Consider the following 23,591-nt stretch of genomic DNA (forward strand, 5'->3'; position numbering starts at 1 on the left):
TATGATTTATTGAGTCTAAATCACTTAGTTTGATGCTGCTAATTGTGCAATCGCATGAGCAAAATTAGGTAAGTGCGCTTTGTGTGCTAATAACAGCTCACGAGTCAGTACTTCAGCATCTTTATCGGAAAGTACCAGCGGCGTTAAATTCATCGCAAGTAATGCATCATTAAACTCACCACTAATAGCCGCTTGACTGGCTGCGATCTCAAACCCTTTGATAGTATGAATAAGCCCCAGCACTTTTTCATCAAAATGGGTTAAACGTGGATGTGGTTTGGCTCCGTCTTTACCTAAAATAGCCGTCACTTCAATTGCCCAGTCTGCAGGGATATTATCAATATGACCATGATGAGGAATATTGACGTAATGTTCCGCCTGTTTATCGTTATAAATCGCATTAATCACTTCACAAGCAGCATCAGAATAATAAGCCCCTCCACGTAATTCCAACTCTTTAGGTTTAATATTTAAATGTGGATCTTTATACAATTCAAACAGTTGTTTTTCGACTTGCTGAACAACCTTAGCCCTAGCGCCACCTTTATAGTATTCCCCCATTTCAATGGCTAACATCTCTTTTTGTTTAAAGTAGTAAAGTAAATAAGAGCATGGCAACAGATTAAGAGAACGAATTAACCCCTCACTAAAAGGTAAATCAAAAATATTTTTCACCGATCCTGCGGTTAACGTCCCCGAAGCAACTCCTTCTAATAATTCAGGGAAACGAGATTGACCGTTAACAATTACATCTTTAATAAACACCATATGATTTAAGCCAAACAGATCAATAGAAAGCGTATCTTGCTCCGTTAGCTTAAGCACATCAGTAATAAACATTTTCATACCGATAGGAATATTACAAACACCAATAAATTTCTTAAAATTGGTATGGCGATAAACCGCTTCCGTCACCATACCTGCAGGGTTAGTAAAGTTTATGATCCACGCATTAGGGCAAATTTCTTCAACATCTTTAATAATGTCAAAAATAACCGGAATAGTACGTAATCCTTTAAATAGCCCACCGGCACCATTGGTCTCTTGGCCTAAATAACCATGGCTTAACGGAATGGCTTCATCCAATTCTCTTGCTTTTAATTGACCAACTCGCAACTGTGTAGTGACGAAATCAGCCTCTTTTAATGCCTCACGACGATCAAGTGTTTTATAAATGGTTAAAGGGATACCCGCTTTTTTTATCATACGCTGGCAAAGCGCAAAAATAATATCCAGTTTTTCTTTGCCTTCTTCAACATCAACCAACCATAATTCCGTGATCGGCAATTCATGATAACGTTTAATAAATCCTTCTAATAATTCAGGTGTATAACTACTTCCTCCACCAATGGTAACCACTTTTAACTTATGACTCATAAAATACTCCCATACAGCACAATCATGCTGTTATTTGTCTATTAATGGCAAAATTAAGGCGTAAAAATCCCTAAAGAAAATAACGTTATTTTCTTCTTTCTCTCTCTATTTAATAAAAATCAATTGATATTATTGATTGCTTTTTACGCTTAATTATAAATTAGTTAGTCTCTTTAATACTGTATAAATTCTTTCTATAACTATTTGGTGTCAGCGATGTTATCTTCTTAAAAGTCTTAATAAATAAGCTCGGGCTACTATAACCTGCATCAAAAGCAATATCGGTAACGGAGTAATTCGTAATTTCTAATTGTTTTTTAGCAAAATTAATTCGAATATCATGAATAATTTGCATCGGCGTTTTATCATAATAACGGCGAGTTGCTCGAGTTAAATACTCTTGCGATTTTCCAGATAATTGCACCATATTTGCTAATGCATTCTCCCCAAATCGGCTTTTATCATGCATTCCATCAATGGCGTCTTTTAGCCATAAGGGAATATCATCTTCAATACCATCATCTCTATAATGTCGTAATCTATTCACCACATTAAAGGTGACAATTTCAATAAATTCATTAAATTCTGTATGTCTAAAATTTAATGAGCTAATCACGGATTCAATATAAGAAAGAAACTCATTTTTTAATGCATAAACTTGAGAAGCAACAAAATAAGCGGGCAATAAAGGAAGATAATGTTTATCAAAAAAAGCTTTGCTTATTCCCACATTTAAAATACGAGTTACACCAAAGTCATAAAAACTTTGATGATGCGAGCCAATAGGAATAAAGACAAAATCACCACGCTCTAATAACACCTTTTTACCGTTAATTTCTTGATAATAGCGCCCTGTTAAAACAATAGTAAATTCATAATAATCATGCTGATGCAACCCACTGACGCTTTCTGTTTTGTTATAAATAAACACATGAAAATTCTTACCATTAAATAATTGGTTTTCATATACCATGCGTATTTCAGCTTGCGCTTTTAATGAGTGCATCATCATTCGCCTTACTTTATTTTTTCATGTAACTCGATAAGCTCTGTGACAAGCTCTCTGGCTAACATAGATGTCATTAAATGATCTTGAGCATGCACCAGTACCAAGCTCACTTTCGTTTTACCCAATCCTTGATCATCACCAATTAAGCGGGTCTGTATTTTATGAGCTTCATTTAATGCTGCTCGAGATTGTTCCATCATTTTCTTGGCTTGTGCAAAATCACCTTGCTTCGCTTTTTTTAACGCTGCATAAGCGATACTCCGTGCTTGCCCTGAATTAATAATTAACCCCATGATAATTTCTTCAAATTCATCATCTGTCGCTGAGCTATCAACGCAATTCTCAATATCTAACATCATTCCCCCTCTTTGGTGCTTAGCTGTGCAAAATAAGCGCTGCACAGCCATTGTCTATTCGTTAAAATTTCAATGCATTAGCAATATCTTCTTCACTTTCTTCTTTATCAATTTCGGTTTGTGCTTTATTCGAAATAATCACAAAAGGCAGATAAATCAGTGTTGCAACAGCTAAGTTAAAGAGTGCTAATAACAGTGCGGCAATACTGCCATTGGTATTAAAAAATGCCCCTAACCCTGTTGGCATCGTCCAAGGTGCAATATTTGTGACCGGCGGAATAATCCCAAGGTAATAAGCGGTTACGGTAATAGCAGCAAGGATTGGCTGAATAAGAATAAAAGGAATAAACATCACTGGATTCATAATCACAGGTAAACCAAAAATAATAGGTTCATTAATTTGGAATAGACCCGCAGGTAATGCTAACTTCGCCACTTGACGGTGATCTGCTCGACGCGATGCAATAAAGATAGCTAATATCAGACCTAACGTCGCCCCTGTTCCTCCTAAGAAGATAAACGAATCTAGCATCGGTTTTGCCCAAAGATGGAACGTTTTGCCTGCTGCAAGTGCCGCTTCAACTGAACCATACTCGGTATAAATAGAGACGTTTTCTAATGCCCAAGGTGTCATAATACCGCTATCAAGTGCCGCCAGCGCCAGTGAACCATGAATACCAAAGAACCACAGCAAAGAGGTAAAAATAACGTAAGCCCACCCAACAACCGATCCTAACGAAGCCAATGGCGTTGAAATAGAATCTAAAATGATTTGATGGAAATGTGTACCGTAATGCGCTAATCCCCAAGAGATAATTCCCATAATTGATAAAATAATAAAACCAGGAATTAAGGCAGAAAAAGAGCGCGAAACGGAGGCAGGTACACTATCGGGCAAACGGATAACCCAATTACGACGCACTATAAAGGTAAACATTTCGGCAACCACAAGGCCAATAATAATCCCTGAAATAATATTGGCACCTCCTAACCAGTTCGCCCCCACAGCATAAGCGCCACCAGCGTCATAAGGTGTTACCGTCATAAAGGCGGCGATAGAAAGTAATCCCGCCGCAATAGGGTCGACTTTTCTCTCTTCCGCCAGCGCCATACCAATAAAGAACGGCGCCATCAATGACATTATTCCCAACGTACCGTTATAGGCATTACCACCTATGGCTTTTAAACCATTAAGTGTTTCAATTGTTGAGGCATCTAAACGAATACCAAGAGAGTAAAAAAAGGAGCCCTCACCAAAACTGAGAAAAACATTATTGATAAGTACAAACATTGCCCCGGCAAGTGTTAATGGCATTAAACGGATAAAACCATTTTTTATCGCATTAACATGAGGTTGCTTTCCAATTTTAACCGCAAAAGGAAGGAGTACCTTTTCAAGTGAACCAATGACCTTACTCATAGAAAAATACCCTTAAAATGCCGCTAATTGCTCGGCTAGCTGAAAAATTCACTCTTTGACTGGAATAAATAAAAATAACAATAAAAATAATTAATTAGTTGTTGCTGATGCTTTCTTAATGGCGGCTACTGCTGCTTTTAATACACCTAATCCATCCACTTTCCCATATAACAATGAATCAATGACTTCGACAGGTTTATTGGGTAATAATTTTTGAATATCAGCGAGCATCCAACCAATTTGTGGCCCCAATAAAACGACATCCGCTTCTTGGCCTTTTTGCTCTGCTAATGTTTCTGGAAAAGCTTCAATAATAACGGGTACATCATATTTTTCTGCTTGTGCACGCATTTTTGTCACTAACAGAGATGTTGACATGCCAGCAGAACAAAATAGATAAATATATTTCTTTTGCATAAAACCCTCTCAAATTGGCCACACTCTGCCCTAGAGATAATGCTACTTTCTCATGTGCATTGATTAAGATGTCAGTACAGAATTAAAGTAAAATTTAGCAATTAAGATTGTTTCTGATTGAATAAAGTATACGCAATGATACTCACTAACGATATTTTTTACTGACTCATAATTGTCTCTGATTGACCTAGCGTATTGACCCTCTTCACAAATTAAGCAAAAAATCTTTAGCATTGTTTCGCGTTACAAAATTTGTCCATTCTTCTCTTCACATGATCTGATGCAAAGATTCAGCACAATAATATAAGTTAATCCTTTATTATTGTGAGAATGTGAATTAGTATCATTACTCTTTAGTTTTTTGGTATAATCATTGTTTCCTTTGTGAAGCTCATTATTAGGTCACAGCTAGTAACTGTGCTATTTCATATCGCAACAATATGGGAAAGAGAATGTTTAAAAAATCATTAAGCCCACTGTTCTTATTGCTGTCTTCTCTGGTTATCGCAGGTTGTGATAACGCACAAGATACCTCAACAACGCAATCCACAGAGAAACAAACTCTCACTATCGAACATGCTCAAGGCACCACTGAGATCCCTGCTCACCCACAAAAAGTGGTTGTGATGAACATGGAAACACTTGATATTGTTGATGCTCTTGGCGTACCTGTTGTTGGCCTACCACAAACAAACGTCCACCTACCTAAATTTCTAGAGAAATACACCAACGAAAATGAGTACATCAACGAAGGTGGCCTGTTTGAACCAAACTACGAAAAACTCAGTACTACTGCCCCTGATCTGATTTTAACGGGTAGTCGTGCTCGCGATGCATATGCCAAATTAAGTGAAATCGCACCATCCATTTCTATGGATATCGACAGCACACGCTTTATTGACAGTCTCACTGAGCGTACAACGACTTTAGGTCAAATTTTTGGTAAAGAAGAACAAGCTAAAAAATTATTAGCTGACTTCAATAGCAAAATTGATACGGTAAAAGCAAAAACCCCAGATGCGGGCAAAGCAATGGTCGTATTAGTCAGTGGCGGTAAAATTTCCGCTTATGGCCCAGGCTCTCGCTTTGGTTTTATCTACGATGTATTGGGCTTTGAACCTGCATATACTTTCGATAGCCCAGGCTCTCACGGTAATATTGTTAACTCAGAACTACTGCTAAAACTTAATCCAGATTGGATGTTTGTCATTGACCGTGATGCGGCAATTGGTCGTGAAGATTCACAACCTGCAAAACAAGTGCTTGATAATGCCCTAGTTAGAAAGGTTAATGCATGGAATAAAGACCAAATTATCTATCTTGATGCCAGCTCGATTTATATCTCAGGTGGGATACAAACTTACTCTCGCTTAATGGATACAATTAATCAGGCGTTGGATCAAAAAAATAAAGTAACTGAATGAAAACGTTCCATTTATCATTGGGGATAGGACTTATCGCTATCCTCTCAATGATCAGTCTATTTATCGGCGCAGGAGATATCACTCCTGCTTCGCTTTTTACTGATCCCGATATGCGCGATATCTTCTTTATTAGTCGCGTACCAAGAACCCTGTCATTATTACTTGCTGGGGGCGCAATTAGTGTTGCTGGTTTAATCATGCAACTGCTCACGCAAAACCGCTTTGTTGAGCCTTCTCTTGCAGGTACAACACAATCAGCCAGTCTCGGTTTATTAGTCGTGATGTTGCTTTTCCCCGCGGCAGGCATTTTCACCAAAATGATGGTAGCCACTGTTTTTGCACTTTTAGGCACTGTGTTATTTATGTTGTTGCTACAGAGAATTGCCTTAAAGACCGCATTAATCGTGCCACTTGTCGGTATTATGCTAAGTGCAGTGATAGGTGCTCTAACCATCTTTCTTGCCGTCTATTTTGATTTACTACAATCACTAGATGCGTGGACTAGCGGAGACTTCTCCAGTGTCTTACAAGGTCGTTATGAGCTGCTATGGCTTGTCGGTGCCCTTGCATTAATGGCGTGTTGGGTCGCGGATAGCTTTACCGTGGCAGGTATGGGACGTGAATTTTCCATCAACGTTGGACTTAACTATCGTAAAGTGATGATTATCGGTTTATCTATTATCGCTTTAATTAGTGGTGTGGTGGTGTCTGTTGTTGGTGCTCTACCTTTCCTTGGTTTGATCGTGCCAAATTTAGTTAGCCTAGTGATGGGAGATAATATTCGCAAAACCATCCCGTGGGTATGCTTAAGCGGTGGAGCCATTGTTTTACTCTGTGATGTGATTGGTCGCCTGATCCGTTATCCATTTGAGATCCCCGCAAGTGTCATTTTAGGGGCGGTAGGTGCTGTGATCTTCCTTTTCTTACTACTGAAGCAGCAACGTTATGCAAAAAGTTAATTCATCCATGATTAGCAAATATACTGGCGCTGTTCAACCTAAGAAAGTGCGCCTCTCACCTATGGCGCGTATTTGGCTCTTACTTGGCGTCTCATTATTAGCCATTGTGCTGTTTATGACGATCAACCTAAACGGTAATATCTCTTATATTCTGACACACCGCGCTTATATTATTCTGACGATGATCATCGTCGCCTTTGCGGCAGGCGTTTCTACTATACTGTTTCAGACTATCGCCAATAACCGCATTCTTACTCCTTCATTAATGGGCTTAGAAGCTCTGTTTGTATTGCTACAAACGCTCTTTATCTTTTTTGAAGGGGATATGCCCGCCTCTTGGATGGCCAATCTGACGAAGTTCTTTTTAGAGTCGGCCTTATTAGTGTTATTTTCGGTGGTTCTATATCGTTGGCTATTTAGTTCAGTGCGCTTTAATATCAATTTAGTCCTTATGATTGGTATTATTTTAGGCACCCTATTTCGTAGCAGTGCAACGCTATTACAACGCCTAATGGACCCAAATGAGTTTTCTGTCTTACAAAGCCGTATGTTTGCGACATTTACTCGAGCCACTCCTGATCTTATCTTATGTGCATTAGCCATTATTGTCGTCGTCGGCGTATTACTTTGGCGTATGCGTTATAGTTTTGATGTGATGGCCTTAGGTCAGGCGAATGCGATTAATCTTGGTATTAATTATCGTAAGCAAACGACTTATATTCTATTACTTATCTCTGTTCTGGTTGCGGTATCAACAGCATTAGTAGGGCCGTTGACATTTTTAGGCTTAATTGTTGCTAATCTGGCTTATCATATTAGTGGTAGCAGTCAGCACCGCTTTTTAATGCCTGTGGCATTCTTATTAGGCACTATCGCACTGATTGGCGGACAATTGATTTTAGAGTATGGCTTAAAAATGACAGGTACTCTCTCTGTTGTGATTGAGTTTATTGGTGGTATGTTCTTTATTTATTTGGTATTAAGAAGACTTTAATATGATTGAAATCAGTAAGATATCAAAACGTTATCAAGACACAACAGTGCTTGATAATATTACAACAACCATTCAACGTGGCGGTATTACTTCAATCATCGGACCTAATGGTGCGGGTAAATCCACCTTACTTTCTGTAATAGGCCGTCTACTGATGCCAGAAAGCGGTATGGTCAGTGTAAATGGCATGGATGTTGCGGCTACAGAGAGTGATGTATTAGCCAAAAACCTTTCCATACTACGCCAAGAAAATCAGTTTGTGAGTCGCTTAACTGTTGAAGAGTTAGTCGGTTTTGGTCGCTACCCTTATAGTAAAGGACGCTTAACGCTAGAAGATAAGAAAGTGATTGATGAATCACTCGATTTTCTTAATTTGACTGAATTTCGTCACCGTTATCTTGATGAATTATCCGGAGGGCAACGCCAGCGTACTTATGTCGCAATGGTATTATGTCAAGATACTGAATACGTGATGCTTGATGAACCGCTTAACAATCTTGATATGAAACACGCGGTCATTATGATGAAATTACTGCGTAAAGCCGCCGATGAGCTAGGAAAAACCATTATCATCGTCATTCATGATATCAATTTCGCCTCTGTGTATTCCGACTACATTTTAGCTATGCGCAACGGGCAACTTTACTATCATGGCTCACCTAAAGAGATCATGAAGTCCGATATTATCGAAGATATTTTCGATACTCCCGTCGACGTTAAAGAGTTGGATGATAAGCTTATCGCGATGTATTACTAATATTGCTATTTCACCGAAAGCCAAATAGCATATTGTTACTTTTAAACAATATGCTGTTTAATTACTTCGTAGTCACTGTAACCAGTTCAGAATCGATATCGCTAAAAATCTCTTCCCACTCATTATCATCAATATCCATTAAACCAAAATACCGTAGCAAGAAAGCCCCCTCGGTGGCTAAAAAAGCCAGTCTCGCCCGTTTCCCCTCTACTGTTGTGGTATCGACACCCGCTAATCTTTGCTGATACCACGCTTTAGTACTTTGCAAATATTCTGGCGTTTGCAGTAACGCAGCCATTAAGCTGGCTCCTTTGGCAAAAGAGAGCTTATCGTGATCATGAGTTGCATGAATATGTGCTCTAACGCGATTATTGGCTGAGTTATCATTGGCAACCACCTGATTAAATCGCGCTTCATATCCTCCTTCCCAATGTTCAAACATGGCATCAATCATCGCTTCTTTACTATTAAAGCAATATTGGACACCACCTTTAGAAATCCCCATTTTTTTGGCCACCGTATCGATAGTCAGAGCGGCAGCCCCTTGCTCCATCACGATGTCAAAAATAGCCTCAAGTAACTTTTCTCTATCAATCGTTCTTTGGCGTCCCATTTAAAAAAACCTCTTTTCAATACGACCGTATGGATTTAAAATTATTATTCCTAGCTAAATATAACACCTAAGATAACCACTGAGACTTTATATGATAAAAGATTATAAGCGTTGGATAGTCTTACTTTTAGTATCAAGTATGCTGTTTCTAATTGTTGTTGATGTTACCGTACTTTATACCGCACTACCGCGTTTAACTCATGATCTCAATGCGAGCGCCTCAGAAAAACTATGGATCATGAATGCCTATCCGCTGATTGTCGCAGGGCTGTTGCCAGCAGCAGGTATGCTTACCGATAGAATAGGCCATAAGACGTTATTTATTAGCGGATTACCCCTTTTTGCCATCGCCTCATTATGCGCGGCTTATTCCCCTAGCGCCACCAGCTTAATTATTTCTCGTGGTTTCTTGGCCGTCGGTGCTGCTATGAGCATGCCTGCAACGTTGTCTATTGTGAGACAAGTATTTACTCATCCACAAGAGCGTGCCGTCGCCATCGGTATTTGGTCTGCTGTTGCTTCTGGTGGCGCGGCATTAGGGCCTTTAATTGGTGGGTTGCTATTAAACCATTTCTGGTGGGGCTCAGTCTTTTTGATCAATGTCCCTATTGTACTACTTGTGCTTCCTTTCTCGATTTGGCTAATTCCTCACTTTTCGGGACAACGGCAGCATAAAATTGATTATTTAAGCTCAATACTTATTTTGATTGGCTTAGTCAGCGCTATTTATACCTTAAAAGAGATAGGTAAGGCTTATACACAATGGAATGAAGTGATCATCGCCACCCTTATTGCCATTATTTTTCTCACACTATTTGCGCGGCGCCAACGTCGTCAAACGCATCCAATGATTGATTTTAGCCTATTTAAAAAGCGCTATTTCAGTGTCGGTGTGGCAATGTCGACTCTTTCTATGGTGATCATCGTGGGTATTGAATTTCTGCTAAGCCAACGCTTACAGTTAGTCGCCGGCTTTACACCATTGAATGCAGCTTTAGTGATTTTACCTATCCCTATCGGCTCAGTATTAGCCTCTCCTTTGGCTGGGTTTTGGCTAGCGCGTTTAGGTGCAGTGCGCTTAATTATTATCGGATTCGCCCTAACATTAATGGGTAACTTATGGTTAATTGCCATTTCAAACTCATCGATAATGCTAATGGGTAGCCTCTTTTTGATTGGCTTTGGTTTAGGCATTATTTTTACCACCGCATCGACCTCTATTATGCTAAGTGTCGACGATAAACAAGCAGGTATGGCCGCTTCTATTGAAGATATCGCCTATGAGTTGGGTAGCGTGATTGGCGTGACCTTTATGGGGAGTTTAATGAGCACTCTCTATACCTTAAAACTAACTTTACCGAACACGCTTAACGTCAATAGTGTCGTTTATGATAGTTTAGATGAAGCACTTATTGTCGCTGAAAAGCTTCCCGAAGCAGCGGCGACCCTCTTAATCGCACAGGCTAATAGTGCATTTGAATATGCTTTTTCTATCGTTCTGATCGCCACAGCCATTGTGACTACAATAAGCTTAATTGCACTCCCTTATTGCTTGCGTAATGCGGTAAGAGAAAACAAGCCCAGCCACTAATTCAAGCTCATAGAAAACGCGCCGTTATGGCGCGTTTCTCACAAAATCAGAAGGTGATTGTCCCATCTGCTTTTTAAACATAGTAGAAAAAGAGCTAGCACTGTTATAGCCCAAATCAAAAGCCACAGCGGTAATGCTATGCCCTGATAAAATTTGCGTGAGTGAGTTTAAAAGACAGACTTGCTGACGCCATTGTGAAAATGCCATTCCCGTCTGTTGGCGGAAAAAACGGCTAAACGAGCGTTCACTTTTATGTAATTTCTCGGCCCACTGCTGAGGTAGAGCGTCAATTTTTGGCTGACGAATAAAATCGCGACATAATTTAGCTAATTTACTGTCCTGTGGAATAGGAACAAAGAAAGGCAAAGGTTCTGCTTTCGCTAACTCATATAAGATAAGTTGCATTAAAATACCATCGCGCCCTTTTTTATCATATTGCGCAGGCACATCAACGGCTTCAAGAAGTAATTGACGTAAAAGCGGTGACACTCTTAACACTTCACACTGTTGACTCTGACGAGGAGCAGCTGCTGGCTCAATATATAAACTTCTGGTACTCACATCTAACATGCGTGTTTCATGCCCCGTTTGAGGAGGGATCCACACACCACAAGAGGGAGGGATAACCCATTCCCCATCATTTGTGCTCACTTCAATCAATCCGGTAGCGGGATATAAAAATTGCGCTCGTCGATGTCGATGCGTTTCTAATAGCGTATTAGGCAGATAATCTGTACCCAGCGCAATCACATCTCTCTCAAGGAGATCAACACTTTCTAACGGCACATTTCTCACATTAAACCTACTTTTTTATCTTTCTTGCTGATGAGCAAATCTGGTCACTATCACATTGCAAGATGGCGAATTAACCCCTTTCGCTATTTAGCCACCCTATCCCGTTAACAGCTATAAAACTTATTATTAACACTGTCAATAAATAGGCCGAAATTCTAATGTCATTGTCTGATCTTGGCATGTTGGAAAGCGATTAATCCTCTACTATCCCTCTTGCAGAGGTTGTTTCAGGCGCTCTGCAACGCGGTATGCATTCAATAATAATGCAGCGGAAACCAGATATCCCCATATCAATAGTCTAGAAAACGCATACACATCTTTATATCAAGTATCGGGTAAATTGGCTTCCGCTTATTATGTCTAAGGTAGCATTTATATGAGCAATCAGTCCGATCATCATAGTATTAAGCCAATTTCCGGTGATATAAGTCGTCGCCATTTTATTCAAGCGAGTTCGGCATTAGTCACACTGCCCTTTTTTTCCTCCAACACGATGGCGGCAACACAAGATCATGCAATAACTGAAAAAACGATTGACGCCAAAGAGAGTGAGCGTGTTGTCTCTACCTGTAGTAGTTTTGACTGTGGCGGAAAATGTGATATTCGCGCGCACGTTAAAGATGGCAAAGTGACACGTATTAGCACTCGACCTGACGCCGATTTAGATGAAGAGATGCCTATCATGCGAGCCTGTGTACGGGGTCGTGGTTATCGTAAATTTGTCTATCATCCTGATCGATTAAAATATCCCATGAAGCGAGTAGGTAAGCGTGGTGAAGGTCGATTTGAGCGCATCACTTGGGAAGAAGCTACGACGCTTATTGCACAAAATATGCAACGCATTACCAAGCAATATGGCCCTGCCTCACGTTTTGTCAGTTTAAGCACTGGGGTGACTGGTGGCATTTTTTCTGGTGCTAATATGCTACGCCGTCTGTTTAACCTAACCGGCGGCTTTCTGGAGAATTATCACTCCGTGAGTAATGGTAACACCCTTGCCGTTACCCCTTATACTTACGGTACAGCCGCTAGCGGAAGTACATTAGATACATTAGCAAATACCCCTTTAGTTATTCTATGGGGACATAATCCTAATGAAACTATTTTTGGGCATTCCAATCATTACTTCCAAAAAATGAAAAAAAACGGCACTAAATTTATTGTCGTTGATCCACGTTATTCCGATACTGCCTCTTCTTTAGCTGACCAGTGGATCCCGCTGTTACCGACCACTGATAACGCGATGATGGATGCCATGATGTATGTCATTGTCAGTGAAAACCTGCATGATCAGGCCTTTATCGACAAATACACCCTTGGTTTCGATGAGCATCAGATGCCAGAAGGCGTTGGTGAAAATGAGTCTTTAGTTGCCTATTTAATGGGGAAAAAAGACGGGATCAAGAAAACCCCTGAATGGGCGGAGCCTATCACTAAAGTACCCGCAGATACTATTCGTCAATTAGCCCGTGAATATGCTTCTACAAAACCGGCAGCATTAATCCAAGGTTGGGGACCACAACGTCATATTTGTGGTGAACGGACGGCACGCGGTGCGACACTGTTAGCGACTATTACCGGCAACGTTGGTGTACGCGGTGGCTGGGCGGCAGGCTATGGCATGGCATTAAACTCTGAGTTACGTAAAACCATTGCCGGCCCAAGTTTATTGACCAATCCCGTTAAAGCAAAAATCAATATCACCAATTGGGTGCAAGCGTGCGAAGATAAAAATTTGGTCACACCACAAAATGGCTTACTCAATGCCGAGAAACTTGATACTGAAATCAAGATGATTTTCTCAATGGCGGGTAATTATATGGTGAATCAAAATACCGATATTCTTCATGCCGCTAAAGTGCTTGAAGATGAATCAAAAGTTGAATTTATCGTCTGTAGCGACCTCTATTTAACACCTAGCGCCAAATATGCGGATATCTTACTGCCTGAAACCAGCTTTTTAGAGCGCTGGAATATTGGAGGCACATGGAGTTATGGCGATTATATTATTCTGTCCGAAAAAGTGATAGAGCCAGAGTTTGAACGTCGTACCGACTACGATTGGTTACGTGAAGTGGCTGATAAACTGGGGGTCGGTGAACAATTTAGCGAAGGTAAAGCCACTGATCGCGACTGGATTGAATATTTAGTCAATGATGCCAGTATTAAACGTCCTGAAGATGGTATTCCTACCTTTGATGAATTATTGGTTAAACGTCGTCATCTGCTAAAACATCGCCCTCATACCCAAAATGTTGCGTTTGAGAAAAATATTCAAGATATAGAAAATAATCCATTTCCAACCCCATCAGGAAAAATTGAGATCTTCTCTAAACGCTTATATGAGATGAAGAATAGCGAGATCCCCGCACTTTCTCATTATGTGCCTGCCATTGAAGGGCCCGAAGATACGTTAACAGATAAATTTCCACTACAACTCATCACGTGGAAAGGACGTAACCGCGCAAACTCAACACAATTTGCTAATCCTTGGCTGCAAGAAGTACAACGTCAAGAATTATGGATCAACCCATTAGATGCCGAAGATAGAAATATCAAACAAGGCGATAAAGTCAAAGTCTATAACGACCGTGGGATCACCTTAGTTCCCGTCAAACTCACACAACGCATTATGCCTGGTGTCGTTGCCTTACAAGCAGGTGCTTGGTGGCAACCAGATAAACAAGGTATCGATCAAGGGGGATGTGCCAACGTCTTAACCTCATCCCGTAGCACCGCAATGGCACACGGTAATGCTCACCAAACTTTATTGGTCGAGGTAGAAAAAGCATGAGTAAATTTATCGTTTATCCCGCAGTAAGCAGTAAACAGCTAGGGTTTTATATCGACAGTGCTCGCTGTTCGGGCTGCAAGGCGTGTCAGGTTGCTTGTAAAGATAAAAATAACCTCGATGTTGGCCGCAAATTTCGCCGTGTATATGAAATCACTGGTGGTGGTTATAGCCGTAATACTAACGGTGCATTAATTAATAATGTCTTTGCTTACACTTTATCTATCTCTTGCAATCATTGCGATGATCCCATTTGTGTTAAAAACTGCCCAACTACCGCAATGCATAAACGCGAAGGTGATGGCATTGTGATGGTAGATACTGACAAATGTGTTGGTTGTGGCGCCTGTGCGTGGTCTTGTCCTTATGGCGCACCGCAAATGGATCCTGAAACCAAGCAGATGTCAAAATGCGATTTTTGTATCGACTTACAACAAAAAGGTGAACAGCCTGTTTGCGTTGCGACCTGCCCACTTGGGGCCATTCAATTTGGTCCAATTGATGAACTACGTGAACGCTATGGTGAAGTTAATTATGTCACTGGTTTGCCTTCTCCTGAAATAACTCATCCAAACCTAGTGATCAACCCTCACCAAGGGGCAAATAATGACACTATAAATAATAAAGGAGAAATAAAATGAATGAATGGTCATTATTGATTTTCACCTTTATGATGAATGCCACTATTGGCTTAACACTCATAACAGGCCTTTTTGCACGTCGTCTTGCACATTATCTCTGTGCTGAAAGCTATTATCGCTTTATGTTACTAACCTTATTGGTGATTTGTGGATTAGCCGGTTTAGGCTCTATTGCCTCCATTACTCACTTAGGCGTGCCGTTAAATGCTCCGAATGCCATTAGAAATGTCTTTTCAGCTTGGTTAAGTCGCGAAGTTGCTGTCACTGCCATTTTTGTAGGATGTTTAGGGATCACCTTTTTATGGCTATGGCGTACCAGTAAATTTTCGATGCTGCTATTTGGTGCAAGCCTTCTGATTGGTCTGTTTGACATTTATTGCATGGCATCCATTTATCGCCATACTTCCATTTTAACATGGATGGATAACAACACTTATGTGATGTTTTTTGGCGCAATGCTCACATTAGGGGCAACAATATTCTTTTTGCTGCTAAAGATATTGCAGCGTATAGGCAATAAATTAGGGATAGAAATACCATCAGCCCCTTTCCCTATCCGTTGGAAATGGCAATTGTGGGGGATCATGGCATTTAGTTTAATTGGCCGATTACTCTATCAACCTTTTTATGAACACTATTTAACTCGTACGCTCTATAGCCAAACATCGGTAACCTTTCCGTTATCACCCATTGAAGTCTATTACTCCATTGGCCCATTACGTATGACCAGTTGGATCTTAGCAACTTTGGCTGTATTGGTGTGTGGCTATAGTTTAGTAAAATATTTGATGGGCCAAACTCAGCAAAAATCAACGGAGTCCATTTTTGTCTATGGCGGTATCATGGCAATTATTGCAGAATTTGCTTTGCGTTATGTGTTTTATTCAATTCACTAAATCACGATCAGCCAGTTATTGAAGATGACAATTATCAGGGGAATTATTAGCCCCTGATTTTTTATCAAAGATCATCGTTCACCCTGAGTATCAATCAACAGACGTTGATTAATATAATCAATCGTTTCTTCTATTGTCATAATATGATTAATCACATTAGTAATACCCTGACCAATAATAATCTCAGCTTGCCTTAAGTTAAATAATTTACCATTCGGCACTGATGATTCTCGTATTCCTTGATTAATTTCCTGATAAGCTAGTGTCATCCATGGATAACGGTGGCTAATTTCTTGGTTATGACTAAAATTTTCATGGTTACTATTTCCACCCAATAAAATTAAGTGATCCATCACAACAGGAGAATAAAGCCAACGATAAAACAGTTCAGCGTAAGATGATTTTCTACTGTAACGCGACACCCCAAGTACCCCACCCCCTAATTGTGGTACACCACCCGGAACGGGAGCAAAACCAATTTTAGGTAAAATATCGCTATGTGCGACATCATTAAATAAATTCATATAAGAGATAAGCATTGCCAGATGACCTTGCTCAAATTGTCTGACAGAGCCACTCCACCATTTATGGTTGATATTTTCGGTGATCGACAACTGATGCAAATAATCTGCTAATACCTCAGCGGCCAAGGGCATCGCTAAGCGCGGAATATTATCACTACCGATTAAACGCCCACCTTTAGCGTAATAACGTAATAAGTATTCAGTTGCGATTAATCCCGCACTTCCTAATGTGGTTGAAGCTCCCATCGGACAATGAGCTTGCCCGGCTTGATGCAACTCAGTAAAAAACTGAGTCACATTATCGTACTCTTCAAAGGTTGTCGGCACAGTTAATTCATTACCTGTTTTTTCGTAATACATTCTTTTTAAAATAGTATCTTCAAACAGATCTTTACGATAAAACAGTAATTGAGCGCTAGCATCGAACGGCATTGCATAAGCGACATCATTAACCAAACCAAATTTTTGTTGCGTAGGTAAGGAAAAGTGACTCAATAAATCAGTTAATCCATCACCAATTTTATCTAATGGTCGCAATATTCGCTCAGCAAACCATGGAAAACACGCCATATCAATACGCAACAGATCATAATAAGGGTGTAAATGAAGTTGGCTTAAAATTTGATAGACTTCATCATAAGGATGAATAGCTAAATTCACCTTGATACCAGTTTGACGATAAAAATGAGGAAGTAGTTTTTTTAATGCCGTTGTTGAAGGGCTTGGCAACGTTAGTAAATTAAGACTAATTTGTGATTTATCATCACTCATTACTGCTGGTGTTGCCGTATACAGATATGAACTTCGATTTGCGACAGATACATTATTATTTTTGTACTCATGCGGCTCTGCGATTAATAGTGCCTCAGCGACTTCCAAACCAAGCTGAGCATAGTTCATTGGAAAACAATATAACCCTTTTATTACCGGCGGAATATTATCACTTAGAGCAAAGATAATAGGACAATCTGAAGAACTGCCAAAATAGCTTGCTTGTGTTAAATAGCGAGCTTTCTCAATATCTTGTGTGACAAAGATATCGGGGACTTGCTCCATAGAAAAGAAATCAAAAGCAATTTTATAACTCTCTTCATCAGAAGCGCTAAGTATGACACATTTTTTATCGGGTGCAGTTTGAGAAAGCCGTATTTGCAATTGATTAGCAAAAACCTGACTATTTAATTCATCTTGATTATCGCCAAAAATCCCCACCACCTTGCCAGCTGTTTGTGACACTTGCTGGCAAATTGACTCCGCCGCTTGTGCAAAATCTAACGTAAAAAAACGTTGTGCATTGAGGGGTTTGTGATAAATAAAGATAATTTGTGAAGGTGGAAGTTTTAACGTGTCAAAATAGTATTTAGCATCTTTAAGACAACTTACGGTGACTACTTGCTTATAGCCACCTGCAGCAATTTTTTGTAGTAGATCACGCTCAGTGGTCTCAAGAAGATCTGTTAAAAAAAGATCGTAGCTGATCTCTGGAAAATTAACGATCGACTGTCTAAAAGCATTAAAGAAGATCGCATATTTTTCAGAAACCAGTTGGGGTAATAAGATCGCAATTTTATGGCTTCTATTGGTTCTTAGTAGTTGGGCTTGTGTATTTAATTGATAGCCCATCTGTTTAGCAGCTTGATAGACTGCTTCAATTTTTTCAACACTTACATTTCCACGTTTATTCAATACGTTAGATACCGTACCATGCGAAACACCCGCTAGTTTTGCAATGTCCTTGATCGTCGCCATTTCTCTTCTTTCACCTCTATTTCCACCTTCACTAGCATACCTGAATTATTTATCACGACTACTGATAATTGATTTGAACGTTCCACTTACAATTAGCTGATAAATCAATCTATTAAAAATTAAAGATAATAAATAATTATCAATACCAATTAAAATAAATATATATACTAATCAACATATTAGTAAATAATATTTGAATAAGATCACTGATCTGATCTTCATTTATTGGCAAATAACACATGTCATTTTATTATTGGAACGTTCAAATTTGTTTGTAACCTACAAATAGCCAACACCAGAAAATTAATAAAATACTAATAAACAATAAGATAAGGGGATTTATTATGAAGCTTCATTTTTTAGGGACGGCTGCCTCAGAAGGCATACCGAATCCCTTCTGCCGTTGTGAACACTGTCTGAAAGCAAGAAAATTAGCCGGTAAAGATATTAGAACGCACTCTTCTGCTATTGTGGATGACATTATGTTGATCGATGTCTCCCCCACTTTTAGTTACCAACTGATGCGTGATGGTATGGACGCAACACATTTTGAAAGTTTGCTATTTACTCATACTCATCCTGATCATTTTAATGTTGGTGAACTATTTAGCAGAATGGAAGGCTATGGTTTTGAAATTAACCATCCTTTACATATTTTCGGTAACGATCGCGCTATCAATGGCTGTATTGAAGTATTACCAGGTTATACGAAAGAGCGATTTGCATTTCATTGCTTAATCCCTTTCGTTACGGTCGAAAGAAATGGTTATAAAATTACGCCGCTACTTGCTAATCATGCAAAATGGGAACTTTGTTATGTGTATCATATTGAGAAAGATGGCAAAGCTATTTTCTATGGCCATGATTCGGGTTGGTTCCCAGAATTAACTTGGCAATGGTTAGAAAACAAACCGCTTGATATTGTTGTTTTTGAGTGCACTTATGGCTTAAATGGAAAAGATCGTACAGATAATCATATGAGCTTAGAAACGGTTTTTGCCGCCAAAGAAAAACTGCAACAACAAGGCTGTTTACATCAAGCTACACAGATTGTCGTTTCGCATATCTCACATAGCGGTAAATTACTGCATCATGAATTAGAAACGGTCTGTGCTCCTCATCATATCCGTGTTGCCTACGACAGATTAACGTTAGAAACCAATTAAGAGGGGTACGACAATGGATATGAAAATAACTTCTCGCCTACTTATTATGATGTTTGTGCAATATTTCATGCAAGGAGCATGGAATATGACCATGGGACTCGTATTAAGTAGTTATGGTATGGCAAGCATTATCGGCAATGCTTATGCCTTATTAGGTGTCGCGACAATTATCTCCCCCTTATTTATTGGTATGGTCGCAGATCGTTTCTTTGCTTCACAAAAAGTCATGGGGATACTTCATTTAATTAATGCCGTCGTTATTCTCTGTGTTCCCCAATTTATTGAAGCTCAAAACAGTGGCATGACATTATTTTTAATTTTTATTATTGGCTTATTGTTTTATCCAACCACTGCGCTATCTAATAGCATTAGTTTCTCCCATATTAATGGGGTTAAATATTTCCCAATTATTCGCGTATTTGGTACGTTTGGTTTTATGGCAATTGGTTTTATATTGGGTGAAATGGGCTTCTCTGGTAGCACAATGACTTGGTATATCGCTTCTGCAGTTGGTGTATTACTCGGTTTCTATTGTTTTACATTACCTAATACGCCACCTAAAGCGAAAGGCCAGCCTTTCTCACTACGCGATATTTTATGTTTAGATGCATTGTCTTTATTTAAAGATCGCTACTTTGCTATTTTGATGTTTAGCATCTTTATTTTAATGATCCCCAAAACAGCTTATTCTGCTTATATTCCTGTCTTTATTAAAGCATTAGGCTTTGATAATGCAGCTTCTATTATGCAAATAGGGATCGCTTGCGAAGTTCTGTTTATGTTTGTTTTGTCATTCTTCTTAATGAAATTTGGCTTCAAAATTACACTACTGCTAGGAGCCGTGAGCTGGATCATACGCTCTATGTTTTTCTCTTATGCTGCAGTAAATACAGAGCTTTACTTTATCGTCATCGGATTAATGCTACAGGGATTATGTTGGGATTTCTTCTTTACTGCAGGAGATATCTATGTCGATCGCAAAGCAAAACCTGAAATTCGTGCACAAGCACAAGGTCTGCGCTTTATTGTCTCTAATGGTTTCGGCTTACTATTTGCTTCCACTATTTGTGGTCAAACCTTTAACACAACCGTAACTGAAACAGGTGATGCAGCATTACCACAATGGTCAACATTCTGGGTCTATCCTGCCATTGTAGCGGCGGTGGTAACCCTATTCTTTATTTTCTTCTTTAAAGATGATGTTTCTAAAAAAAGAAATAGTGAAAATAAAGAAACATCACGAGGAATTACAGCACCTTAATTTTAAAATAAAAAATAAGCCAACGTCAGGAGCAAACCATGGATGCATTAATACAGTTTGTTGACACTATTGGCCCATTATCACTATCAAGTATTGCTAAATTACTGGCCGCCTTTATCTTAGGCGGTCTTATTGGCTTAGAGCGTGAATCAAAGGGAAAACCAGTTGGTTTTAAAACTTGTGTCATTATTGCTGTTGCCAGTTGTTTATTAACCATTGTCTCTATCCAATCAGCCGAATATTACGCCAATATTTCTGACAATATTCGCAGTGATCCCATGCGGTTAGCTGCACAAATTATCAGTGGGGTCGGCTTTCTGGGCGCCGGTGTTATTTTACATCGACGAGATGACGCCATTTCAGGATTAACGACTGCGGCCATTGTTTGGGCATCTGCGGGAGTGGGTATCGCCTGTGGCTCCGGCTTTTATTGGCATGCTATCGTTGTGACTTTCCTCTTTTTTATGGCTATTAAACTAAGCCCACAAGTAGTGCTGTTTCAAATGAATAATCAACGCTTAGGTAAAATTAAAGTGCGAATGCTATTTACTCATGAAAGTGGTGTTCCTCTTTTAATTGACTATTTAAAAAGCAACAAAAACGTTATTGAAAACCTGACTATTCGTGATATTAAAAAGGAGCGCGTTGAAGTTAACTTAAAACTACTTGTGCGACAAAAAATAACCTTACCAGAGTTTTATTGCTCATTAAAACAATTACAGCATGTACATTCTGTTTCGCTAGATCATTAAATTAATTCTATTATTGATAGAGAAACAACCATAGTGCCCCTATATTCTTAAATAGGTGGCACTATTATAATCTAAGTAAAAACAGCTTGGTTATTGGTTCTCTTTAAATGGATTACCCATCTTATTAAGATACATCATGCCAAAAATCGTTGATGCATAATCAGTAATATGTCCTACATCACGATAAACCGGCACTCCTTCAATATCTGTTAAGCAGGTATCTTTATCGCATTGTACATCTTTAGGATCGATAATAATTAAGCTTGGATAGTCCTGTTTTAATTTAGCAAATAATTGGTTCATCCATGTATTCCCCTCACCTTTATAGTTTTTGGGATTACAGTTGTTATCAGCAAAATCTTTTCTTAACTTGGCATTTTCATAAAAACAGGTCATAAAACCACTAGGCATTGAATAAACGGTTTTTATAAAAACAGGTTTGGCTCCAGTAGCAACAATGATATCAAGCGCTTCACGCATCGATTTTTCCACACGTTGACGAGATGCCTCAACCGTTCTTTTATCACCTATTTTATTAATAACATGATTTGAGGCGTAATTATTCCAAACCTGTCCAAAAATCACATAATCAAACCGATTATGTTTAATAATCTGGTAATATTTTGCTGTTTGATCATAACAACGTTGATAAACCGTATTCTTATGATTAGACCAATCATAAAGATAAATATTAGGAATAGTAATGCATGATGAAGTTGCTTGCGCATAGACATCAAGCTCAGCATCTTTACCTAAAATATCCATAAATCCCCAAAAATGATTAGCATGGGAATCCCCTAATAAAAAGGCTTTTTTCTGGCTACCCACTTTACCAATATGACACATCTTATCAGGATCAGAGGCTTGAAAATTCATACAATTACCTCGATTGGGATAATCGAATTGATTGAGTTTGTTTTCTAAATTAACGTAATTTTGCCCAAGCCTTACTCCAAATCCATGATACTTTTCATTTAATGCATTTAATCCTAAAGCCAATAAAATAGGTATAACAAACAATAATGTTATCGAATATTTAAAGTTCAAACGCTTTCTTCTAAACGGTTTTTCAATAAGAAGGTAAGAAAAAATAGAGAGTAAAAATGTTAATGCTAAAAATAACCCTTTTTGTATCTCGGTGTTAAATACGCCTATATAACGCGCAATAGCAAATAAGGGCCAGTGCCATAAATAAAGTGAATAAGATAATAATCCAATGATCACTATTGGCTTTAATGACAACACTTTTTGAATAATACTGCCATGTTGTCCTGTATAAATAATTAGTGCAACACTAAGACAAACATATAACGTATTGAAATTCGGATAACCAGCAATCACATCTTTTTGAACGGCTATCCAAAAGATAACCCCTAAGGCGATGAGACTAATAACACTATTAACTCTTTGATTAATGATTACTTTTACGGGTAAATAAGCAACACAAGCCCCTAACATAAACTCAAATATACGCGTACTAAAGTAATAATAATTCTTAGGTTGATCTTTTTGATAAACAAGCACCAAGGAGAAAGAAATTATTGTAATAAAAACAATAAAATAAAAATTATTTATTTTCTCTTTATGATTAATTTTGTGAAGAAAATAGAGTACAAAAGGTAAGAATAGATACCACTGCCATTCTATTGCTAAAGACCATGTATGTAATAACGGTAAGAAGAGTGCATCTTGCGCTGCATAACTAGTCGTTGCTCTTGCAAAATATTTGTTAGACAGAAAAGCTGAAGCATATTTTTCACTATTAGTGATATCAAGATAATCACTAGGTAGATAGAAAATACCTGAAATTACAAGAACTGCTACTAAAACAAAAAGATAGAGTGGCTGTAAACGCCATAATCGGCGAATATAAAAATCACCAAATGAAAAATGACCTTGTAAAAGTGATGTTTTAATAATTAACGAGATCAAGAAACCCGAGATCACAAAAAAGATATCAACACCAATAAAACCTGATGGTATTAAGCGATTATCTAAATGAAAGAAGATAACCAAAATAACAGCAATTGCTCTTAAACCGTCAATATCAGCACGATATTTTATATTCATAACTCAATGTACTATCCAAATAAAAAGAA

General features: G+C 38.7%; 20 protein-coding genes. 11 read left to right on the forward strand and 9 right to left on the reverse strand.

Annotated elements, in window-relative coordinates:
• Positions 1–24: 24 nt before the first annotated feature.
• The 5 genes from AACU95_RS15840 to AACU95_RS15860 form a co-directional block, all read right to left on the reverse strand.
• Positions 25–1,377 (reverse strand): 6-phospho-beta-glucosidase, encoded by a 1,353-nt coding sequence (locus AACU95_RS15840; RefSeq protein ID WP_036895788.1) that lies wholly within the window; start codon positions 1,375–1,377, stop codon positions 25–27.
• Positions 1,378–1,537: 160 nt separating this feature from the next.
• A complete protein-coding gene (chbR, locus tag AACU95_RS15845) occupies positions 1,538–2,386 on the reverse strand; it encodes a transcriptional regulator ChbR (RefSeq protein ID WP_004246722.1) in 849 nt (282 codons plus the stop codon).
• A gap of 8 nt (positions 2,387–2,394) precedes the next feature.
• Positions 2,395–2,742 (reverse strand): PTS N,N'-diacetylchitobiose transporter subunit IIA, encoded by a 348-nt coding sequence (chbA, locus tag AACU95_RS15850; RefSeq protein ID WP_012368565.1) that lies wholly within the window; start codon positions 2,740–2,742, stop codon positions 2,395–2,397.
• A 61-nt stretch (positions 2,743–2,803) separates the two neighbouring features.
• A complete protein-coding gene (chbC, locus tag AACU95_RS15855) occupies positions 2,804–4,162 on the reverse strand; it encodes a PTS N,N'-diacetylchitobiose transporter subunit IIC (RefSeq protein ID WP_161737114.1) in 1,359 nt (452 codons plus the stop codon).
• Positions 4,163–4,252: 90 nt separating this feature from the next.
• Positions 4,253–4,579, reverse strand: coding sequence for a PTS sugar transporter subunit IIB (locus tag AACU95_RS15860; protein WP_004246718.1), 327 nt, complete (start codon positions 4,577–4,579; stop codon positions 4,253–4,255).
• 452 nt (positions 4,580–5,031) lie between these two features.
• Between AACU95_RS15860 and AACU95_RS15865 the strand changes: the two genes are divergently transcribed.
• Genes AACU95_RS15865 through AACU95_RS15880 form a run of 4 tightly spaced genes read left to right on the forward strand, consistent with a single transcriptional unit; the run spans position 5,032 to position 8,713 of the window.
• A complete protein-coding gene (locus tag AACU95_RS15865; RefSeq protein ID WP_004250023.1) occupies positions 5,032–6,003 on the forward strand; it encodes a siderophore ABC transporter substrate-binding protein in 972 nt (323 codons plus the stop codon).
• A complete protein-coding gene (locus tag AACU95_RS15870) occupies positions 6,000–6,962 on the forward strand; it encodes an ABC transporter permease (RefSeq protein ID WP_004246712.1) in 963 nt (320 codons plus the stop codon). The genes AACU95_RS15865 and AACU95_RS15870 overlap by 4 nt, the downstream gene beginning before the upstream one ends.
• Positions 6,949–7,956: an iron chelate uptake ABC transporter family permease subunit gene (locus AACU95_RS15875; RefSeq protein WP_004249038.1), complete on the forward strand. Its 1,008-nt coding sequence runs from the start codon at positions 6,949–6,951 to the stop codon at positions 7,954–7,956. The genes AACU95_RS15870 and AACU95_RS15875 overlap by 14 nt, the downstream gene beginning before the upstream one ends.
• Position 7,957: 1 nt before the next feature.
• Positions 7,958–8,713, forward strand: a complete 756-nt coding sequence (locus AACU95_RS15880; RefSeq protein ID WP_004246710.1) for an iron ABC transporter ATP-binding protein — start codon at positions 7,958–7,960, stop codon at positions 8,711–8,713.
• A 61-nt stretch (positions 8,714–8,774) separates the two neighbouring features.
• Here the strand turns inward: AACU95_RS15880 and AACU95_RS15885 are convergent, their stop codons facing one another.
• On the reverse strand, positions 8,775–9,326 hold the full coding sequence (locus AACU95_RS15885; protein WP_004246709.1) for a TetR/AcrR family transcriptional regulator: 552 nt from the start codon (positions 9,324–9,326) through the stop codon (positions 8,775–8,777).
• Positions 9,327–9,417: 91 nt separating this feature from the next.
• On the opposite strand from AACU95_RS15885, the gene AACU95_RS15890 reads away from it, so the two are divergent.
• Positions 9,418–10,917 (forward strand): MFS transporter, encoded by a 1,500-nt coding sequence (locus AACU95_RS15890; protein WP_088206977.1) that lies wholly within the window; start codon positions 9,418–9,420, stop codon positions 10,915–10,917.
• A 24-nt stretch (positions 10,918–10,941) separates the two neighbouring features.
• On the opposite strand, the gene AACU95_RS15895 is transcribed toward AACU95_RS15890, so the two are convergent.
• Positions 10,942–11,712: an AraC family transcriptional regulator gene (locus tag AACU95_RS15895; protein ID WP_004246707.1), complete on the reverse strand. Its 771-nt coding sequence runs from the start codon at positions 11,710–11,712 to the stop codon at positions 10,942–10,944.
• Between the two features lie 376 nt (positions 11,713–12,088).
• Here AACU95_RS15895 and AACU95_RS15900 point away from each other — a divergent pair, with 376 nt between their 5' ends.
• From AACU95_RS15900 to AACU95_RS15910, 3 genes are read left to right on the forward strand one after another with little or no spacing between them, the layout of a single operon-like run.
• Positions 12,089–14,506: a DMSO/selenate family reductase complex A subunit gene (locus AACU95_RS15900; RefSeq protein ID WP_046335168.1), complete on the forward strand. Its 2,418-nt coding sequence runs from the start codon at positions 12,089–12,091 to the stop codon at positions 14,504–14,506.
• Positions 14,503–15,144 (forward strand): DMSO/selenate family reductase complex B subunit, encoded by a 642-nt coding sequence (locus AACU95_RS15905; RefSeq protein ID WP_004246705.1) that lies wholly within the window; start codon positions 14,503–14,505, stop codon positions 15,142–15,144. Before AACU95_RS15900 ends, AACU95_RS15905 begins: the two co-directional genes overlap by 4 nt.
• Positions 15,141–16,040, forward strand: a complete 900-nt coding sequence (locus AACU95_RS15910; RefSeq protein ID WP_126402941.1) for a dimethyl sulfoxide reductase anchor subunit family protein — start codon at positions 15,141–15,143, stop codon at positions 16,038–16,040. Before AACU95_RS15905 ends, AACU95_RS15910 begins: the two co-directional genes overlap by 4 nt.
• 71 nt (positions 16,041–16,111) lie before the next feature.
• Here the strand turns inward: AACU95_RS15910 and AACU95_RS15915 are convergent, their stop codons facing one another.
• Complete coding sequence (locus AACU95_RS15915) at positions 16,112–18,313, reverse strand: extracellular solute-binding protein (protein ID WP_004246699.1); 2,202 nt, start codon at positions 18,311–18,313, stop codon at positions 16,112–16,114.
• A gap of 344 nt (positions 18,314–18,657) precedes the next feature.
• Here AACU95_RS15915 and AACU95_RS15920 point away from each other — a divergent pair, with 344 nt between their 5' ends.
• The 3 genes from AACU95_RS15920 to AACU95_RS15930 are packed head-to-tail and all read left to right on the forward strand — an operon-like array spanning position 18,658 to position 21,492.
• Positions 18,658–19,479: an MBL fold metallo-hydrolase gene (locus AACU95_RS15920; protein WP_141192006.1), complete on the forward strand. Its 822-nt coding sequence runs from the start codon at positions 18,658–18,660 to the stop codon at positions 19,477–19,479.
• 13 nt (positions 19,480–19,492) lie between these two features.
• Positions 19,493–20,740 (forward strand): MFS transporter, encoded by a 1,248-nt coding sequence (locus AACU95_RS15925; protein WP_161737115.1) that lies wholly within the window; start codon positions 19,493–19,495, stop codon positions 20,738–20,740.
• A gap of 38 nt (positions 20,741–20,778) precedes the next feature.
• Positions 20,779–21,492 (forward strand): MgtC/SapB family protein, encoded by a 714-nt coding sequence (locus tag AACU95_RS15930; RefSeq protein WP_004246695.1) that lies wholly within the window; start codon positions 20,779–20,781, stop codon positions 21,490–21,492.
• A 90-nt stretch (positions 21,493–21,582) separates the two neighbouring features.
• Here AACU95_RS15930 and AACU95_RS15935 read toward each other — a convergent pair whose 3' ends face one another.
• Positions 21,583–23,562, reverse strand: coding sequence for an acyltransferase family protein (locus tag AACU95_RS15935; RefSeq protein WP_004249021.1), 1,980 nt, complete (start codon positions 23,560–23,562; stop codon positions 21,583–21,585).
• Positions 23,563–23,591 lie beyond the last annotated feature (29 nt).

The organism is Proteus sp. G4415 (assembly GCF_963896075.1).
GTDB lineage: Bacteria > Pseudomonadota > Gammaproteobacteria > Enterobacterales > Enterobacteriaceae > Proteus > Proteus mirabilis.

What these genes read in the sequence shown, in the direction of transcription:
- AACU95_RS15905 (WP_004246705.1), top strand. Translation starts at nt 14,503, where the DNA reads ATGAGTAAATTTATCGTTTATCCCGCAGTAAGCAGTAAACAGCTAGGG.
- AACU95_RS15910 (WP_126402941.1), top strand. Translation starts at nt 15,141, where the DNA reads ATGAATGAATGGTCATTATTGATTTTCACCTTTATGATGAATGCCACT.
- AACU95_RS15840 (WP_036895788.1), bottom strand. Translation starts at nt 1,377, where the DNA reads ATGAGTCATAAGTTAAAAGTGGTTACCATTGGTGGAGGAAGTAGTTAT.
- AACU95_RS15880 (WP_004246710.1), top strand. Translation starts at nt 7,958, where the DNA reads ATGATTGAAATCAGTAAGATATCAAAACGTTATCAAGACACAACAGTG.
- AACU95_RS15875 (WP_004249038.1), top strand. Translation starts at nt 6,949, where the DNA reads ATGCAAAAAGTTAATTCATCCATGATTAGCAAATATACTGGCGCTGTT.
- AACU95_RS15860 (WP_004246718.1), bottom strand. Translation starts at nt 4,579, where the DNA reads ATGCAAAAGAAATATATTTATCTATTTTGTTCTGCTGGCATGTCAACA.
- chbC (WP_161737114.1), bottom strand. Translation starts at nt 4,162, where the DNA reads ATGAGTAAGGTCATTGGTTCACTTGAAAAGGTACTCCTTCCTTTTGCG.
- AACU95_RS15920 (WP_141192006.1), top strand. Translation starts at nt 18,658, where the DNA reads ATGAAGCTTCATTTTTTAGGGACGGCTGCCTCAGAAGGCATACCGAAT.
- AACU95_RS15935 (WP_004249021.1), bottom strand. Translation starts at nt 23,562, where the DNA reads ATGAATATAAAATATCGTGCTGATATTGACGGTTTAAGAGCAATTGCT.
- chbR (WP_004246722.1), bottom strand. Translation starts at nt 2,386, where the DNA reads ATGATGCACTCATTAAAAGCGCAAGCTGAAATACGCATGGTATATGAA.
- AACU95_RS15885 (WP_004246709.1), bottom strand. Translation starts at nt 9,326, where the DNA reads ATGGGACGCCAAAGAACGATTGATAGAGAAAAGTTACTTGAGGCTATT.
- AACU95_RS15930 (WP_004246695.1), top strand. Translation starts at nt 20,779, where the DNA reads ATGGATGCATTAATACAGTTTGTTGACACTATTGGCCCATTATCACTA.
- AACU95_RS15865 (WP_004250023.1), top strand. Translation starts at nt 5,032, where the DNA reads ATGTTTAAAAAATCATTAAGCCCACTGTTCTTATTGCTGTCTTCTCTG.
- AACU95_RS15890 (WP_088206977.1), top strand. Translation starts at nt 9,418, where the DNA reads ATGATAAAAGATTATAAGCGTTGGATAGTCTTACTTTTAGTATCAAGT.
- AACU95_RS15915 (WP_004246699.1), bottom strand. Translation starts at nt 18,313, where the DNA reads ATGGCGACGATCAAGGACATTGCAAAACTAGCGGGTGTTTCGCATGGT.
- AACU95_RS15900 (WP_046335168.1), top strand. Translation starts at nt 12,089, where the DNA reads ATGAGCAATCAGTCCGATCATCATAGTATTAAGCCAATTTCCGGTGAT.
- AACU95_RS15925 (WP_161737115.1), top strand. Translation starts at nt 19,493, where the DNA reads ATGGATATGAAAATAACTTCTCGCCTACTTATTATGATGTTTGTGCAA.
- AACU95_RS15870 (WP_004246712.1), top strand. Translation starts at nt 6,000, where the DNA reads ATGAAAACGTTCCATTTATCATTGGGGATAGGACTTATCGCTATCCTC.
- chbA (WP_012368565.1), bottom strand. Translation starts at nt 2,742, where the DNA reads ATGTTAGATATTGAGAATTGCGTTGATAGCTCAGCGACAGATGATGAA.